The sequence below is a fragment of the Priestia sp. Y58 genome (assembly GCF_029522095.1).
Classification (GTDB): Bacteria; Bacillota; Bacilli; order Bacillales; family Bacillaceae_H; genus Priestia; species Priestia megaterium_E.
Window position 1 is genome coordinate 40677 of record NZ_JAKWFL010000001.1, and the last position, 15688, is coordinate 56364.

General features: G+C 39.7%; 19 protein-coding genes. 8 read left to right on the top strand and 11 right to left on the bottom strand.

Annotation, left to right across the window (positions count from 1 at the left end; all coding sequences use genetic code 11):
• Positions 1-14 precede the first annotated feature (14 nt).
• The 4 genes from sigH to MMB68_RS00290 form a co-directional block, all read right to left on the bottom strand.
• Positions 15-665: an RNA polymerase sporulation sigma factor SigH gene (sigH, locus tag MMB68_RS00275; RefSeq protein ID WP_013058500.1), complete on the bottom strand. Its 651-nt coding sequence runs from the start codon at positions 663-665 to the stop codon at positions 15-17.
• A 385-nt stretch (positions 666-1050) separates the two neighbouring features.
• Entirely contained in the window at positions 1051-1206 is a 156-nt protein-coding gene (locus tag MMB68_RS00280; RefSeq protein ID WP_162837669.1) for a DUF3934 family protein, read from the bottom strand.
• A gap of 77 nt (positions 1207-1283) precedes the next feature.
• Positions 1284-1484, bottom strand: a complete 201-nt coding sequence (locus MMB68_RS00285; protein ID WP_013058502.1) for a cold-shock protein — start codon at positions 1482-1484, stop codon at positions 1284-1286.
• A 327-nt stretch (positions 1485-1811) separates the two neighbouring features.
• Positions 1812-2363, bottom strand: a complete 552-nt coding sequence (locus tag MMB68_RS00290; protein WP_260506659.1) for a histidine phosphatase family protein — start codon at positions 2361-2363, stop codon at positions 1812-1814.
• A gap of 106 nt (positions 2364-2469) precedes the next feature.
• Here MMB68_RS00290 and MMB68_RS00295 point away from each other — a divergent pair, with 106 nt between their 5' ends.
• Entirely contained in the window at positions 2470-2787 is a 318-nt protein-coding gene (locus MMB68_RS00295) for a hypothetical protein (protein WP_277547995.1), read from the top strand.
• 6 nt (positions 2788-2793) lie between these two features.
• Positions 2794-3144, top strand: a complete 351-nt coding sequence (locus MMB68_RS00300) for a hypothetical protein (protein ID WP_277547997.1) — start codon at positions 2794-2796, stop codon at positions 3142-3144.
• 40 nt (positions 3145-3184) lie between these two features.
• Here MMB68_RS00300 and MMB68_RS00305 read toward each other — a convergent pair whose 3' ends face one another.
• The 3 genes from MMB68_RS00305 to MMB68_RS00315 all read right to left on the bottom strand — a co-directional run bounded on the left by MMB68_RS00305 (position 3185) and on the right by MMB68_RS00315 (position 6495).
• Positions 3185-3298, bottom strand: coding sequence for a YjcZ family sporulation protein (locus MMB68_RS00305; RefSeq protein ID WP_098999647.1), 114 nt, complete (start codon positions 3296-3298; stop codon positions 3185-3187).
• A 373-nt stretch (positions 3299-3671) separates the two neighbouring features.
• Positions 3672-5060: an amino acid permease gene (locus MMB68_RS00310; protein ID WP_016765133.1), complete on the bottom strand. Its 1389-nt coding sequence runs from the start codon at positions 5058-5060 to the stop codon at positions 3672-3674.
• A gap of 40 nt (positions 5061-5100) precedes the next feature.
• Positions 5101-6495 carry an amino acid permease gene (locus MMB68_RS00315; protein WP_013058507.1) on the bottom strand — a complete coding sequence of 465 codons (1395 nt, stop codon included), beginning with the start codon at positions 6493-6495 and terminating at the stop codon, positions 5101-5103.
• A 530-nt stretch (positions 6496-7025) separates the two neighbouring features.
• On the opposite strand from MMB68_RS00315, the gene pruA reads away from it, so the two are divergent.
• From pruA to MMB68_RS00330, 3 genes are all read left to right on the top strand, one after another.
• Positions 7026-8594 (top strand): L-glutamate gamma-semialdehyde dehydrogenase, encoded by a 1569-nt coding sequence (pruA, locus tag MMB68_RS00320; protein ID WP_221783758.1) that lies wholly within the window; start codon positions 7026-7028, stop codon positions 8592-8594.
• Positions 8595-8666: 72 nt separating this feature from the next.
• Positions 8667-9581: a proline dehydrogenase family protein gene (locus MMB68_RS00325; RefSeq protein ID WP_221783756.1), complete on the top strand. Its 915-nt coding sequence runs from the start codon at positions 8667-8669 to the stop codon at positions 9579-9581.
• 173 nt (positions 9582-9754) lie between these two features.
• Positions 9755-10558 (top strand): YwqG family protein, encoded by an 804-nt coding sequence (locus MMB68_RS00330; RefSeq protein ID WP_269871364.1) that lies wholly within the window; start codon positions 9755-9757, stop codon positions 10556-10558.
• A gap of 58 nt (positions 10559-10616) precedes the next feature.
• On the opposite strand, the gene MMB68_RS00335 is transcribed toward MMB68_RS00330, so the two are convergent.
• Complete coding sequence (locus tag MMB68_RS00335) at positions 10617-11144, bottom strand: YcxB family protein (protein ID WP_221783753.1); 528 nt, start codon at positions 11142-11144, stop codon at positions 10617-10619.
• Positions 11145-11316: 172 nt separating this feature from the next.
• Between MMB68_RS00335 and MMB68_RS00340 the strand changes: the two genes are divergently transcribed.
• Entirely contained in the window at positions 11317-11703 is a 387-nt protein-coding gene (locus MMB68_RS00340; RefSeq protein WP_221783751.1) for a VOC family protein, read from the top strand.
• Between the two features lie 26 nt (positions 11704-11729).
• Here the strand turns inward: MMB68_RS00340 and MMB68_RS00345 are convergent, their stop codons facing one another.
• Positions 11730-11882 carry a hypothetical protein gene (locus tag MMB68_RS00345; RefSeq protein WP_221783749.1) on the bottom strand — a complete coding sequence of 51 codons (153 nt, stop codon included), beginning with the start codon at positions 11880-11882 and terminating at the stop codon, positions 11730-11732.
• Between the two features lie 190 nt (positions 11883-12072).
• Here MMB68_RS00345 and spoIIP point away from each other — a divergent pair, with 190 nt between their 5' ends.
• Positions 12073-13257, top strand: a complete 1185-nt coding sequence (spoIIP, locus tag MMB68_RS00350) for a stage II sporulation protein P (RefSeq protein WP_025750039.1) — start codon at positions 12073-12075, stop codon at positions 13255-13257.
• 133 nt (positions 13258-13390) lie between these two features.
• Positions 13391-13570, top strand: coding sequence for a hypothetical protein (locus tag MMB68_RS00355; protein WP_260506658.1), 180 nt, complete (start codon positions 13391-13393; stop codon positions 13568-13570).
• Positions 13571-13592: 22 nt separating this feature from the next.
• Here the strand turns inward: MMB68_RS00355 and MMB68_RS00360 are convergent, their stop codons facing one another.
• Together MMB68_RS00360 and MMB68_RS00365 are read right to left on the bottom strand one after the other, a co-directional pair.
• On the bottom strand, positions 13593-13745 hold the full coding sequence (locus MMB68_RS00360; protein ID WP_221783747.1) for a hypothetical protein: 153 nt from the start codon (positions 13743-13745) through the stop codon (positions 13593-13595).
• Between the two features lie 83 nt (positions 13746-13828).
• Positions 13829-15544 (bottom strand): putative bifunctional diguanylate cyclase/phosphodiesterase, encoded by a 1716-nt coding sequence (locus tag MMB68_RS00365; RefSeq protein WP_221783745.1) that lies wholly within the window; start codon positions 15542-15544, stop codon positions 13829-13831.
• Positions 15545-15688 lie beyond the last annotated feature (144 nt).

The window sequence follows — 15688 nt, forward strand, 5'->3', positions numbered from 1 at the left end:
CTGTTTTTTGCCTATTATGAAATAGCTTGTCTGCTTTCTACGTCTCGACCTAACTTTCTTTTGATACGCTGCAGCGCGTTGTCAATTGACTTGACGTGCGTATTTAATTCTTTCGAAATTTCAGCGTATGAATGGCCATCCATATACAGCGTCAATGCTTTTCTTTCCAATTCACTAAGTGTTTCCGCAATTTTTAACTCGCGGTCTTCCACTTTTTCTTGATGAATCAGCACCGCTTCCGGATTAGCAATTTGATCGCCAGGAATCATATCCATCAGCGTATAGTTTGATTCTTCATCATACAGAGGCTTGTCCAATGAAATGTACGAATTTAACGGACCGTGCTTTTGACGAGTAGCCGTTTTAATCGCCGTAATAATTTGTCTTGTGATACATAACTCCGCAAAACCTTTAAAAGATGTTAGCTTGTCTTCATTAAAGTCGCGAATTGCTTTGTACAGTCCAATCATTCCTTCTTGGACGATATCTTCTTTTTCAGCACCAATCAAAAAGTATTTTCTTGCTTTACCCCTCACAAGATTTTGATACTTGTTGATTAAATACTCCAATGATTTTTCGTCTCCGCTGTGAACCATTTCAACCAAAACATGATCTTCTAACATAGCATAATTTTGAACTTTTTCAATTACGATGCCTACGCTCACTCATATCCCCCCGTTACACTTAGTTGAGTTTTGATGTGTTCTAAACTGATGCATGATCTACTTGTTACGACGCTACTGCAATACGGTCCAGAAACGTAAAAAGCGTACAGAGTAAACTGTCGCTTTCCTCTCTCACTTTATGCTCCCCTGCATCTTTCTATAATCTATTATAAAGAAGTATAACCGATAAAAATCAAAAAGGTTGTCGAAATATGAAAGTGTTTGCAAAAAAAATCAATTTTTATAGAAAATTCACACAAATCACTTTATTATTTCATATAGTGACAGCAATCTGTCAAAAAAGCAATAAAAAAATAATTCCATATTAAATAAACTTACTCAAGCAGAGTAAGTCGAAGTTGCAGATGATACTGCGCATATAGGATTAGTTGCCTTCCGGCTTATCAGCATTTTTTGTTCCCTTGCTTTTATAAGGCTTTGCATTTTTCTTCTTTTTTGCACTGGCCTGCCAGCGGTTCCACCCTTTTTTGCCGGTGCCTCGCCCCGTGCCGCCTTTACCTTTTGCTTTACTCATACGTATTCCTCCGTTACCTGCGTGTTTGCTACAATAAAAAAAGACCCCGTCCAAAGTCGGAGTCTTTTTTGGATTGCATAAAATTATGCTTTTACAACGTTAGCAGCTTGTGCACCGCGTTGACCTTGCTCGATGTCGAAAGTCACTTTTTGACCTTCATCTAAAGATTTGAATCCGTCGCCTTGAATTGCGCTGAAATGTACGAATACATCTTCTCCGCCTTCAATTTCGATGAAACCGAAACCTTTTTCTGCATTAAACCATTTTACTGTACCTTCAGTCATACTATTTCCTCCAGTGGTGGAATTACTCCACGCATATATTACTACCCTTGCTCAATCGTACTATTTCCAGATAAAAATTTCTATTGAAGAATATTTCTCTTCTTTCAATTTCATACCGAACAAAAATAATTAACCTTAGTGTAACATATCAATTTAGAAATAGCAAGTTTCTGTTCTAAGACAGGCTATATCCTAATTATGTATCTGCTAAAAGCCTACGGGGCAGCTTTGAGGTTACCAACATTTCTGAATTATGATGCGGCAGAAGGTTTTTATATTGAGCTAAACTTATCGTCTGCACAAATGCACAAAAAATCTTTTATTTCATCAATTTGTTTTCTGCTCGTTCCAAAGCCTTGTAATGGAAACGTTCTTCTTTTGGAGATCAATTTGATATACATCGGGATTTGTTAAACGCGACCATTCACTAAACCCAAACTTCGGATCAAAATATCTGAGGATTAACGTCATCAAATTGCCGTGCGTAACAAACAGAGTCGTTTTCTCTTTTTCATTCATTACTTCTTCAAGCAGCTCCAAGACGCGGGCCGTGGCTTCTTTCGTCGATTCTCCTCCGTCTACCTTAAAGTCTATGTCATCAAAAGTTTTTTTCAATACTTCTATCCAGTTGAAAAGAGGCTGTCCGCTTAAACGCCTTTCTTCTAGCCTTATATTTATATGAAGAGGCAGACCGGTATCTTTTGCATAAGGTTCAATTGTTTGAACGGCTCGTTTGTACGGACTTGAAATAATTTTATCAATGGGATAACTCAGCTTGTTCAAATAACCTATTAACTGCTGGGCCTGCTGTATGCCTTGTTCCGTCAATGATGCTTTTGCTTCTTGCCCTTCTGCTTCACAATGCCTAACTAATAACAAAGTTTTTATTCATCTTCCCTCCACGCACAGAAAAATAACCATTAATTACAAAATAAGATAATAATAGTATATAATGATACGTGATTTATAGCTAAGGAGGAACCACATGATTCGTGAACGATCACTTTTAATAAAAGGACTCACCTTTTTACTAGCTGTTTTTATTTTAAACATCCCTTTTCCTAACTCAACGCCGCTCAGTCATTCTGTCTTTTCTTTTTTAGGTCTTCCCCTCTATGGAAATGAAGATACAATGACGGGAATTCAATATGCTAGCAATGCGTGGGGAATTATACTTTTACTTGGTCTTTTTGCCCTTTACAAAAGTTTAAATCGGCATCGTTTAAAACTTACAATTTTAGCTGCGTTTATTGTCATATCGGGTCCTGGTCATATGGTTGAAGCGATGCAAAAGACCGTATGACCAGGTATGTATGCCGTTTCTTACGATGCGGAAAACAGCATTTGTACATTTGAGAGAAATAAAAAAGAAACCGTATTAACGGGCACCTGTGACCTTTCATTTGAAAATCACAGCTCAAAGCCTATTACATTTGAAGTAGCACTAGATGAACGCTCCTATTTTAAAGAAGATACCCCTTTTTTAGTGATGATGAATAAGCCTAAGCTTCATACTGTTAGGTTGGAACCAAAAACGTATCAAACTGTCGAAATCACTTCATCTGTCAAAGCAGCAGACTTTCCTTCTAAAATCTTTATGAGTGAAGTAAACGTCTTTCACATCAACATTTATCAAAACGGAAAAAAACGTTATTTATAAGCATAGAAAAAGCCCTTATAGGGCTTTTGAAATGAGTGAATTACCAGCCCAAGCCTCCGCCGTAGCAGCTGCAGCCGATGATCACTAATAAAATAAATAATACAACTAATAAAGCAAAACCAGATCCATGACCATATCCAGCGTTTCCAGACATAAGAACACTTCCTTTTCTTTATTTACTCTTTCCTCAAGAAAAATGCAGCTTGCATTTCGCTTGAGTTGGATTATCTTATGCCTGAACACGCCGATTTGACTCTGGTTTTTTCTTTTTTCTTTTTCCTTCTTGCCATGCACCTCATCAATAAAAGAAGAAAACACCCTAAGAAAAGCGCTGACTTCGCTTCTTCTCCTCTGTCCAAAAGAGATTAAGACATAATTAAATCAACCCAATCTAAAGACGAACAAATAAGATACATGAGCTGAAACTTACGTTCACCATACCAATAAAAAAATCCGAACGCGTTACATTCATCGTTCGGATCTTCTCCTTAAACTAAAACGCTTTTCAGCCTTTCTTACAAAATCATTTATTTCACTAGCTTACGCCTTTCAGAAGACCGTACTTCCGTACGTTTACCGATACCTAGTACATAGTAGCTCAGCACAACAATAGCTAAAAAGATAATGCCGACAATCAGCGATATGCGCGTTTCATCATTAAACCACATGCCTACAAGCACCATAAGTAAAAATGCGATGGTTACGTAGTTCGTCACAGGAGCAAAAGGCATTTTAAATGGATGTTGGTCCATCGCCGCTCCTTTTGCTTTTCGAAAACGAATTTGACTGATAAGAATCACAAACCACGGAATCATACCTGGAAGCACGCTCGCACTGTACACGTACACAAAAACGTTTGGCGGTGCAATATAGTTTAAGACAACGCCCGCAGCTAAGCCAATCATTACCGCAACAGTACTATAAATAGGCACACCGTTTCGAGAAACCTTTGTAAAAAAAGCCGGAGCCTGACCGTTTACACCTAGCGTGTAAAGCATACGTCCCGCACTAAAAATTCCGCTGTTGCACCCAGACATTGCCGCTGTGATGACAACAAAGTTGATAATGCCCGCCGCTGCTGTAATTCCTACTTTAGCAAATGTAGAGACAAAAGGACTGCCAAGCGAATCCAGCTCGTTCCACGGATACACCGTTACAATCACAAAGATGGCGCCGATATAAAAAATTAAAATACGCCAAATTAAACTTTGAATTGCACTTGTTAACGTTTTTTTAGGGTCTTTTGCTTCTCCTGCTGTAATTCCAATAAGCTCTACTCCTTGATAGGCAGCAATAACAAGCGACAGGGCAAAGAAAAAGCCTGACCATCCGCCTGTAAAGAAACCGCCGTTTGCCCACAAATTCGACAGACCAAGCGCTTCGCCGCCGTTTCCAAGACCAAAGAAAATAAGGCCAAGACCGGCAATAATCATGAGAACAATCGTAACAATTTTAATCATTGCAAACCAAAACTCAAACTCTCCAAACGATTTCACCGAAATTAAATTGGCCCCACCCAGAATGACCATGGCGACAATTCCCGGAACCCACGCCGGTAAATGCGGGAACCAGTACTGCATATAAGCTCCGACTGCAATAATCTCTGCCATGCCGACAATTACCCATTGAAACCAGTTGCTCCAAGCCGTGATGTAACCAGCTAACGGATGAATATATTTATGACCAAATGTCGCAAACGAACCCGTACTTGGCTCTAAGTAAAGCATTTCCCCCATTGCACGCATAATAAAGAAAATAAAAACGCCGCAAATAGCATACGCAAGCAGGACGGATGGCCCCGTCCATTTAATGGTGCTTGCTGAACCCATGAATAACCCTACCCCAATCGTTCCTCCAAGAGCAATCATTTGGATATGACGAGATTCAAGCCCTCTTTTTAACTCTTTGTTTGCCAATTTACTTCCCCCTAGCCCCTCGTGATGATTTTCTATTCTATTAAGAAATTCTTTTATTCCCCTGTCCTGATAGAGAACTATCATCTTTTTTCTTTTTCATAAAGAAGTACGAACATACCACAAATACAGCAATCAGCAGCGTGAGATAAAACTGAGTGCGAAGTGAATCAATAAATGCCATCGCAATAAAGATACTTGTGATTGCCGCAATCGTTCCATACGTTAAATAAGGAAACAGCCACATTCTGATTTTTAAGGCTTCCGGCTTTTCTTTTTCGTATTTCTTTCTCATGCGAAGCTGTGAAAAAGCAATAACAAGGTACACAAGAAGCGCTACGCCTCCCGATGCGTTTACTAAAAATAAAAAGATTTTATCGGGTGAAAGATAGTTAAAACCAACGCTGATGTAAGAAATCACGGTACATCCTACAATGGCATTGAACGGAATGCCTTTTTTATTCACTTTCAAAAACATGCGCGGCGCGTCTCCTTTTTGCGCCATTGAGTAAAGCATACGAGAACTCGTGTATAGACCTGAATTTAAGCAAGACAAAACGGCAGTCAGTACGATAAAGTTCATAATTTGAGCCGCTGCCGGAACGTTTACCAACTCTAATATCGAAACGAACGGACTTTTCATCAAGCTTGAAGAATCCCACGGAAGGATCGTTACTAAGATTAAAATCGACCCAAGATAAAAAATTAAAATACGATAAATAACGGTATTTGTTGCGATAGTGATCGCTCGCTCAGGCTGAGCCGATTCTCCAGCGGCTGTTGCGACAATTTCTGTTCCCATAAAAGAAAACATCACAATCGCCACTCCTAAAAAGACGGAGCTGATTCCATTTGGAAGAAATCCGCCTCTGTGAAGAAGGTTCGATGCTCCCGGAGACTCTACTCCCGGTATTAAACCGAGGATGATCGCTCCTCCTAAAAGTAAAAACAGCACTAAACTAACTACTTTAATAAGCGAAAACCAGTATTCAAATTCACCAAATGATTTAACAGAGTATAAGTTCGTTAGTGTTAATAAAAACGTCAGGATGAGACTCACGCCCCAAGACGGTAGAGATGGAAACCAATATTGAATAATTGTTGAGCCGGCAATCGCTTCAACAGCAATAACAATTACCCAGAAAAACCAGTACAGCCAGCCGATTGTGTAGCCAGCCCACGGCCCAAGAGCTTCTCTCGCATAGGTCGCGAACGATCCACTTGAAGGATTAGCCGTAGACATTTCCCCCAGCATTCGCATAACTAAAATCACCAGCAAACCGGCAAACGCGTACGAAAAAATGGAACCAGGACCTGCTGCGTTAATGAGTGATCCGCTTCCAATGAACAAACCGGCACCAATGATTCCTCCTAAAGAAATCATGGTTATGTGTCGAATTTTTAATTCTTTTTTTAACTCAGGCGGTTGATGACTCATGTTAAAATCCTCCTCATAAAAACCGTCATTTAAAGAATTACACGTTCTTCGCATCGCGCGTTAAATATGTAAGCCCTTACAATATTGTGGACAAATAACTGCCGTTTTCCTACCCTCCCTCTATCTGTACATTCAAATGAAGCCTTCACTTAACGCAAAAGATAGCTTCATTCGACAAAATTACTTTTCGAATTATATGATAATTTATTTTGAACAACTTTGTCTATTGTTTTTTTGAAAGGAAGATCATTTTCATTTACTAACGATAAACTCTTTCTTCTATCGTAAATCTTTACTTCAAAACATCTTTTATTATACTTTACCAACACTCCTTTCTTTCGTTTTGTTCAAAATCACTATAAAAACCATAGATTCATTGGATCTTTAAACAAAAGTGTTTATTTTTTAAAATTTTTGAACATTTTTGTTAAAAAACTATGTACAAAACGAGAATAAGGTGATTATAATACAGGTATAGGGTGTTGGAATATTAATTATGTTGAAAATTTTCTAAAAAAGGGGTAATGAAAATGAACACAATGAATATTAACGAAATCAAACAATACAAACACGAACCTTTCACAGACTTTACGATTGCAGAAAACAAAGATGCGTTTGAATCAGCACTAGAACTTGTACAATCAGAGCTTGGAAAGGACTATCCTCTTGTAATTGGCGAAGAATTAATTACAACAGAAGAGCAAATCCAGTCAATTAATCCAGCTAATAAAGCAGAAGTTATTGGCCGCGTGTCAAAAGCAGATCAAGACTTGGCTGAAAAAGCAATGCAAGCAGCACTTTCTACCTTTAATACGTGGAAAAAAGAAGCGCCAGAAGCTCGCGCTGACATTCTTTTCCGTGCAGCGGACATCATTCGCCGCCGCAAGCATGAATTTTCAGCTTATCTTGTAAAAGAGGCAGGAAAACCGTGGAAAGAAGCAGATGCTGATACAGCAGAAGCAATTGACTTCCTTGAATACTACGCTCGCCAAATGGTGCAGCTAAAGGACGGCGCGCCTGTTGAGAGCCGCGAAGGTGAAGAAAATAAATTTAACTACATTCCGCTTGGTGTCGGCGTTATTATTTCACCGTTTAACTTCCCGCTAGCGATCATGGCAGGAACAGCAGCAGCAGCAATCGTAGCAGGAAATACGGTTCTATTAAAACCGGCTAACAACACACCGGTTATCGCAGCAAAGTTTGTAGAAGTAATGAAAGAAGCTGGCCTTCCAGACGGCGTACTGAACTACGTACCGGGAAGCGGAAGCGAAATTGGCGACTATTTAGTAGATCATCCAAAAACACGCTTTGTTTCATTTACGGGCTCTCGTGAAGTAGGCTGCCGCATCTATGAACGCGCAGCAAAAGTACAGCCTGGTCAAATCTGGCTAAAACGCGTTATTGCTGAAATGGGCGGAAAAGACACGGTCGTTGTAGATAAAGATGCTGATTTAGATTTAGCTGCTTCTTCTATTGTATATTCAGCATTTGGCTTCTCTGGACAAAAGTGTTCAGCGGGCTCTCGTGCAGTTGTTCACCAAGACGTGTACGATATCGTTCTTGAAAAAGCAGTTGCGCTGACAAAAACATTAACAATGGGCAGCCCTGAAGATGTGAACACGTATATGGGACCTGTGATTGACCAAGCTTCTTTCAACAAAATTACAAAGTACATTGAAATCGGTAAAGAAGAAGGCCGTTTAATGACGGGCGGAGAAGCAGATGATTCAAAAGGCTACTTCATTCAGCCTACGATCATTGCAGATGTAGATGAAAAAGCACGTTTAATGCAAGAAGAAATCTTCGGCCCAGTCGTAGCATTCTGCAAAGCGCGCGACTTCGATCATATGATGGAAATTGCGAACAACACAGACTACGGTTTAACAGGTGCCCTTCTTTCAAATACGCCTGAGCACATCGAGCGAGCAAAAGAAGAGTTCCACGTCGGAAACCTTTACTTCAATCGCGGTTGTACAGGTGCCATCGTTGGGTACCAGCCGTTTGGCGGATTTAATATGTCAGGAACAGATTCAAAAGCTGGCGGTCCTGATTACTTGATTCTGCACTTACAAGCAAAAACAACAAGCACAACGCTTTAATACTCAGTAGAGCAGCCTTAGGCTGCTCTATCTTAAAACAACAAGGGATTTTTTCTATAGGGGGAGATATTTATGTTAGCAGAGGTATCTAAAAATGTGTTTCTTCACGCTTCCCAAAATAAAGCGCTAAACAAAGCGGCGAAAAAATGGGGTCTTCGCTTTGGTGCAGCTCAAGTGGTAGCTGGCGACACAATTGAACATGCGATCAAAAAAGTACGGGAACTGAATGAAAAAGGACTTGTTTGTACGCTTGATCATTTAGGGGAATTTGTTTCAAGCAGAGAAGAAGCCATTGAAGCGACTCAATATAATGTCAGAACGCTAGAAGCTATGGGCCAAGCCGGTGTAACGTGCAACTTATCTGTCAAAATGACGCAGCTTGGTTTAGATATTGACCGCAATTTTTGCGTTGAGAACATGCGCCGTATTGTTGAAACAGCGAAAAAATACGATAACTTTGTTCGAATTGACATGGAAGACTATGCCCACTGTCAAATGACGCTAGATATTTTACGAGAGCTTCGCGAGACGTTTGATAATGTCGGAACGGTTATTCAAGCTTATCTTTTCCGCGCTGAACAAGATGTAAAAGAGTTAAAAGGCATTCCTCTTCGATTGGTAAAAGGCGCGTATCAAGAATCACCAACCGTGGCGTTTCAAGACAAAGCCCAAATTGACGAGAACTATATGCGAATTATTGAAGAGCATTTGCTGAGCGGAACATACACGGCCATCGCATCTCACGACCACAATATTATTGCAAAAGTAAAAGAGTTCGCTCACAAAAACAACATCCCGCGCACGCAGTTTGAATTTCAAATGCTATACGGATTCCGAACGGATATGCAGCTTAGCCTTGCAAAAGAAGGCTATACAATGCGCGTATACGTTCCATTTGGCAACGACTGGTTTGGCTACTTTATGCGCCGCTTAGCAGAAAGACCGCAAAACGTCGCATTTGCTTTAAAAGGTTTCTTTTCTAAATAAGCATTCATTTAGTAAGTTTCGTAATGAAAACGCTATCATTTCTTTGTGCCCTTTGTAGATGCTTCTGCAAAGGGATTTTTTTATACGATTTCTCTTCCCTTTCAGTATGTAGTAAGGTAAAATAAAGATACGAACAAACGTTCTTTTTATTCCAACCAAAAAGGAGAGTACATATGAATCCTCTGTCAAAATTAGCACTGCCTCCTAAGCTAGAACCTTACCGAAAAGAAATCGAAAAAACATGTAAGCCTTACATCCACATCAATACGGTCATGAACAGTCCAAAATTATATGAAAGCAAGTTTGGCGGCAACCCTTACCTTCCCCTAGAAGCAAATCATCCTCTTGATTCTCAGGGCAAGCCGATGCTCCTGATGGCACAAATCAATTTTTCTGAAGTTCCTTCCTATGAAAATATGCCCATTCAAGGCATGCTTCAATTTTTCATTTGCGGGGCTGATAACAAAAGCAGCGGTGATGTGTACGGTCTTGATTTCGACCATCCTACGGCTCAAAAAGACTTTCGCGTCGTTTTTTATGAAGACGTAACAACCGACGAAAACAAGTTAACAACCGATTTTACGTACCTAGAGGACGTTGACCGAGATATGTTCCCTATTCCTCAAGAAGTAGGTTTACAGTTTGAAATAAGAATCGAACCCGTTTCCCCTACTGACTATCGATATAATGATATAGAATCAGGTTTATTTGACGATGAAGAAACGGAAGAAATCTACTGGGATGAGCTTACGGGTGAGTATCATAAAATGGGCGGATACGCTTTTTTCACTCAAAGCGATCCTCGAGACTACGATGAAGCACTGCGAGCATACAACGTTTTGCTTCTTCAATTCGCCATGGACGACGAAGCGGATATTATGTTTGGTGATGCGGGAGTGGCCAACTTCTTCATTAAAGAAGAAGACCTTCGCAACCGTAACTTTAGAGATGTTTTGTACAACTGGGACTGCTGTTAAAAAGACGCCCTCTTAGAAAAGTATCTAGGAGGGCTTTTTTTCACATTATTATTTCTATTCAGCCTGTTTTTTCGGCTCTTGCAGCATTCAGCGTTTCTTTAAACTGCTTTAGCGCTTTTACATCTGCAAATGCGCTTGTAGGAATAACGTATCCGCTCATTGCATTAACAAGGATAAAGATATGTTCATCGGTTTCTCTAATTTGAGTGATGCTTGACCAAGGAGTCTTCACTTCTCCTTTTGAGCTTTTCTCTACCAAGCCATCTTCCGTAACCATTATAGTATGCTCACCCGTCAGACTGCTGTTACCTTCTTCATTCATCACCTTTATAATGTTCTTTTTAATACTGCCGTAAAAATACTTCGGATAAAATAAAAACCACAGCACCGTAAGCAGCGCAAACGCTGCGAACATGCCAACTAAAAACTCTCCTTCAATCCACGAAACAAGCAAAGGAATAAGAAGAAAAATAAGCGACATCCATCGCTGAACTCTCAGCACTTTTTGTACTCTTTCCGAATGTTGAGCGTGATGCATGTTAAAAGCTACGTAATCATCTTTGGTTAACGTATAGTGATATTCCATATTAATCTCCAATTCTCTTAAATAACAACAAAATAAAATATACCTCATTTGGTGTTATATGTATATAAAATAATAAGTTTTTCTTATGAAACACATCAACTTTTTATCATTTATTTACAGCTATACATCACGTAAACTTAACTAGTACTCTACCATTTAGGGAGGAATGTTTATGACTTTTACACTGACGCATATTGATCATATTCAGCTAGCTGCACCACCGAATTCAGAAAGCGAAGCACGACACTTTTTCGGAACTGTTCTTGGATTAACAGAAGTCGAAAAGCCGGAAAGACTAAAAAAGCGCGGCGGCGTGTGGTTTGAATTTGGTTCTTATCAGCTGCATATTGGTGTTGAACCTGCCTTTTCACCTGCAAAAAAAGCGCATCCAGGCTTTCACGTTAAAAATCTACCTGCGTTCAAAGATCATCTGACTAGCTTCGGTATTTCTTTTATAGAAGACCAAAACATTCCCGGCGTCGAAAGAATTTACGTGGCGGATCCTTTTGACAACCGAATGGAGTTCTTAGAGAAAGTAAATCTCCCTTTTTCTAACTGAATGTTTGACAAAACAAGAGCTCTTATTTAAGAGCTCTTGTTTTCTTTTGGTCCTTCTTTTTGCTTTTCTTTCCACAGCATGTACAGCAATAGCCCCAGCAAACAAAATGCCACGCCAAACATCGTTAAAGGAAATAAAAATGTATTAATAAAATGATGATAGATCCATGAATCATTCATCTAACCAGCTCCAATACGCACCGTTTTTTTATAGTATGCCCTACTATAACCTTTTTTATATTGTGTTAAATATTATGGTTTCTATCATATTTCTATTTCTTTTTAATAGAGTAAATAGTAGATACATAACATTCTCCTCTTAGAGTTCTCATCCGCTGATTTCAAAATTTTATTAGAGGAGGCTTACTCTATGAAAAACAAGTTCACTGAAAAGCCTAAAAAGCTTTTTTGGATTCTTTCTTATAAATCATTAATTATCGCTATACTATTTGTTCTCTTAACATCTGCCGCTATTTTTACCGTCACGTATTCAACTCTTCAGCATACGCTGCGCTCGAACGTTGTCTATCAAGCACTATCAAATTATAAAGCCCAAAGCTTGTTCTACTTCATGCATACGGAAAATCATCATTTCTCTCATGCCTTTGAAGAAGATTTCTCTCCGCCTCCTCTCTCTTCTGTCGCTCTGCAGCTGGCGACGAACATTCGTGTGGCAGATACAAGAAGTCTATTTGGATCAGAACTGCCCGGCTTTTCTATTTTTGATTCCCACATTCTGTTAGCCGGTGAAGGAACGGATTATACCACAATTCCCCATGAATCGGCTCCTCCGCTCGAAAGCATTTCAGGAGAGCGTGATTTGGATCCTGCTGAAAGCAAAACGTACGAAGAAAGCAAAAAACAGTCTCAAACACAGGCCAAGCAAAGCACGGGAGACAGAAAAGTTGTGTACATCTACCACACGCACAGCTGGGAATCTTATTTCCCTTTGCTTGGTATGCAAGGTGAAGCAAACGAAAATAAAGCAGTTGATAACAAAACCAACATCACGCTCGTTGGTCAAATGCTAGGAATGGAATTAAAAGCAGACGGAATCGGTTCGGAAGTAGATACAACTAATATGACACAAAAGCTGAATGAAAAAGGCTGGGGTACAGGACGAGCCTATATGATGTCTCGCAGCGTGGTGGAAACGGCTCTTCAGCAAAACAAAGACGTCGATTATTTAATTGATATTCATCGCGATTCACTGCGCCAAGAAAAAACAACGGCTGCTATTAACGGCAAATCATACGCTAAAATGATGATTGTATTAGGCGAAGCGAACCCGAAATTTGATGAAAACGTGAAAATGGCCAAAGCGATTCATGAAAAGTTAGAGGAAAAATATCCAGGCCTTAGCCGCGGAGTATTAAGCAAAAAGAAAACAAGCGGCAATAATGGGTTATATAATCAAGACTTATCCGACCGCTCCATTTTAATTGAAGTCGGCGGCGTCGATAACAATATGGAAGAACTCACAAACACTGTCAAAGCCTTTTCTGATGTGTTCAGCGAGTATTATTGGCAAGCTGAAAAAGTGAATGCGCAGTAAATAAAAAGAGGCTGGGACAAAAGTATTTTAGTTAAATTGAAATACGAAATATTGATCGCGATTATTTATTAATAGTTCGTATTTTTGTTGTCATGGTGAACATAGGTTTCATGTATGTAGGTACTTCTAGCGGTTGATTGGAGGGCAAGGCGAAGACTCCTGCGGGAAAAGCGGAACAGATGAGACCCCGCAGGAGCGCAAGCGACGAGGAGGCTCATCGGCCGCCCGCGGAAAGCGAAGCCTTGCACGGAAATCAACAGCGGTGGAACAAATGATCCATACGAGCTACTTTATCCCATTTGTTCTTCTTTAGATGGGATTGATGTAGTTATGTCTCAACCTCTTTCGTTTTTATGAGTGTCACGCTTCTCTTTTTCTTCACACGCAAAGCACACAAGCTTCCCTTCAACAACCACACCGTTCAAAAACCCCTCTAAGCAGTACACGTTCTTTTGACATACGGTGCAGATTCCAACGTACTCTTTCACGACTTTCTCACTCCTTCCATACGATTAAAAACCATAAAAAAAAGCTCTATTAAAGAGCTTCTTTCCGTACATAGGATTTTCCTTCATTTCAACAAACGGCTCATTTCTTCAGGAGAAAGCGGCTTATCAAATATATAGCCTTGACCGATATGACAGCCTTGTTCCGTCACAAACTGCAGCTGTTCTTCGGTTTCAATTCCTTCTGCAGTTAGATCAAAGTTAAGTTTTTTTCCCATTTGAATAATCGTTTCCACCAGCACTTTTCCAACTTCGTCTAAGTCGTCAATAAATGATTTATCAATTTTTAACGTATTAATCGGCAAGTGTTTCAAATAGCTAAGGGATGAATAGCACGTTCCGAAATCATCCATCGCCACTTTTATCCCTAGACTCCGCAGGCGGTTTAGCACTTTTTTCGATTCTTGACTGTTTTGAATGACGCTTTCGGTGATTTCAAGTTCCAGAAAGTGTGGCTCAAGGCCCGTTTTTTGCAAGATTTGTTCAATCTCCGCTACGAATCGTGAGGACTTCAGCTGAATAGGTGATACGTTCACTCCTATTTTGCTCGCTTTTGAATTCAGCTCCGTCCATGCTTTCATTTGCTTGCACGCTTCTTCTAACACCCACTTGCCAACCGGCACAATTAGACCCACTTCTTCTAAAATAGGCAAAAATTCATTTGGATAGACGGTACCAAATTTTGCGCTATTCCAGCGGATAAGCGCTTCTGCCCCTATGACATCAGACGTTTTCAAATCGATTAACGGCTGATAAACGAGCTGAAACTCATGTCTTTCGAGCGCATACTTTAACTCATTCTCCATGCTGATTGTTTTAATTATTCGTTCATTAGATGAAGACGAACTCATTTCATATGTGTTTCGTCCATTCCGTTTTGCTACATACATCGCAATATCTGCTTGCTTGATCAGCCGGTCGATTAGTTCATCTGCGTCTTTTGGAATAATATGCTGCTGACATTCCTTTGAAAATAGGCTGATGCCAACGCTTGTAGAGGTTAGCACTTTATCTCCGTCTATATAAAAAGGAAGCGACATTTCTTTTACAATCTGCTCGGTCATTTCTTCAATTTCCTCAACAGTCTTCAGAGAATGCAGCACTAAAATGAACTCATCGCCCCCGTGCCGCGAGATAAAATCAGAGGAAGGAATACATTTTTTTAATCTTTCTGCTACGCGCCTCAGCAGCACATCGCCGTGATGATGGCCAAGCGTATCATTTATTGATTTAAAGCGGTCTAAATCTAAAAATAAAATAGCCAGCAGTTCTGGAGATTCTTCATCTAAAAACAGTTTTTTCAGCTGTTTGTTTAACCAGTAGCGATTAGGCAAATTGGTTAAAGGATCATAATAAGCCATTTGCTTAATTTTTTCTTCATATGCTTTTCGTTTTGTAATATCATTGCGAATCGATACGTACTGATACGGCTTGCCCCGCTCATCTAAAAAAGGAACAATGGTTGTATCCACCCAGTAGTACGAACCGTCTTTTGCCTTGTTTTTTATTTCTCCGTGCCATACCTTGCCGGACCTGATCGTGTTCCACAACTCTTTAAAAAACAAGTTTGAATGATGTTTAGAGTTAATAATACGATGATCTTGACCGAGAAGCTCATGTCTTTCGTACTTAGAAATTTCACAGAATTTATCGTTCACGTGATTGATGAATCCGCGGCTATCCGTAATCGCTACGATCGATGATTCATTTAACGCAAGTTCAATATCATTTAGTTTTTTCAGCGCTTCTTTAAATTTATATTCAAAATGCCTGTTTTCCATAGCCTATACACCTTTATCAAAATTTTAACGATAAAACAAAACCCATGACGAAATGATAGAGAGGAATCGTGAATAATGAATACAATTTAACCAGCAACGGACAGCGAATTGGTTTGTCCGATTGCCTTACATTATTAAAATAGC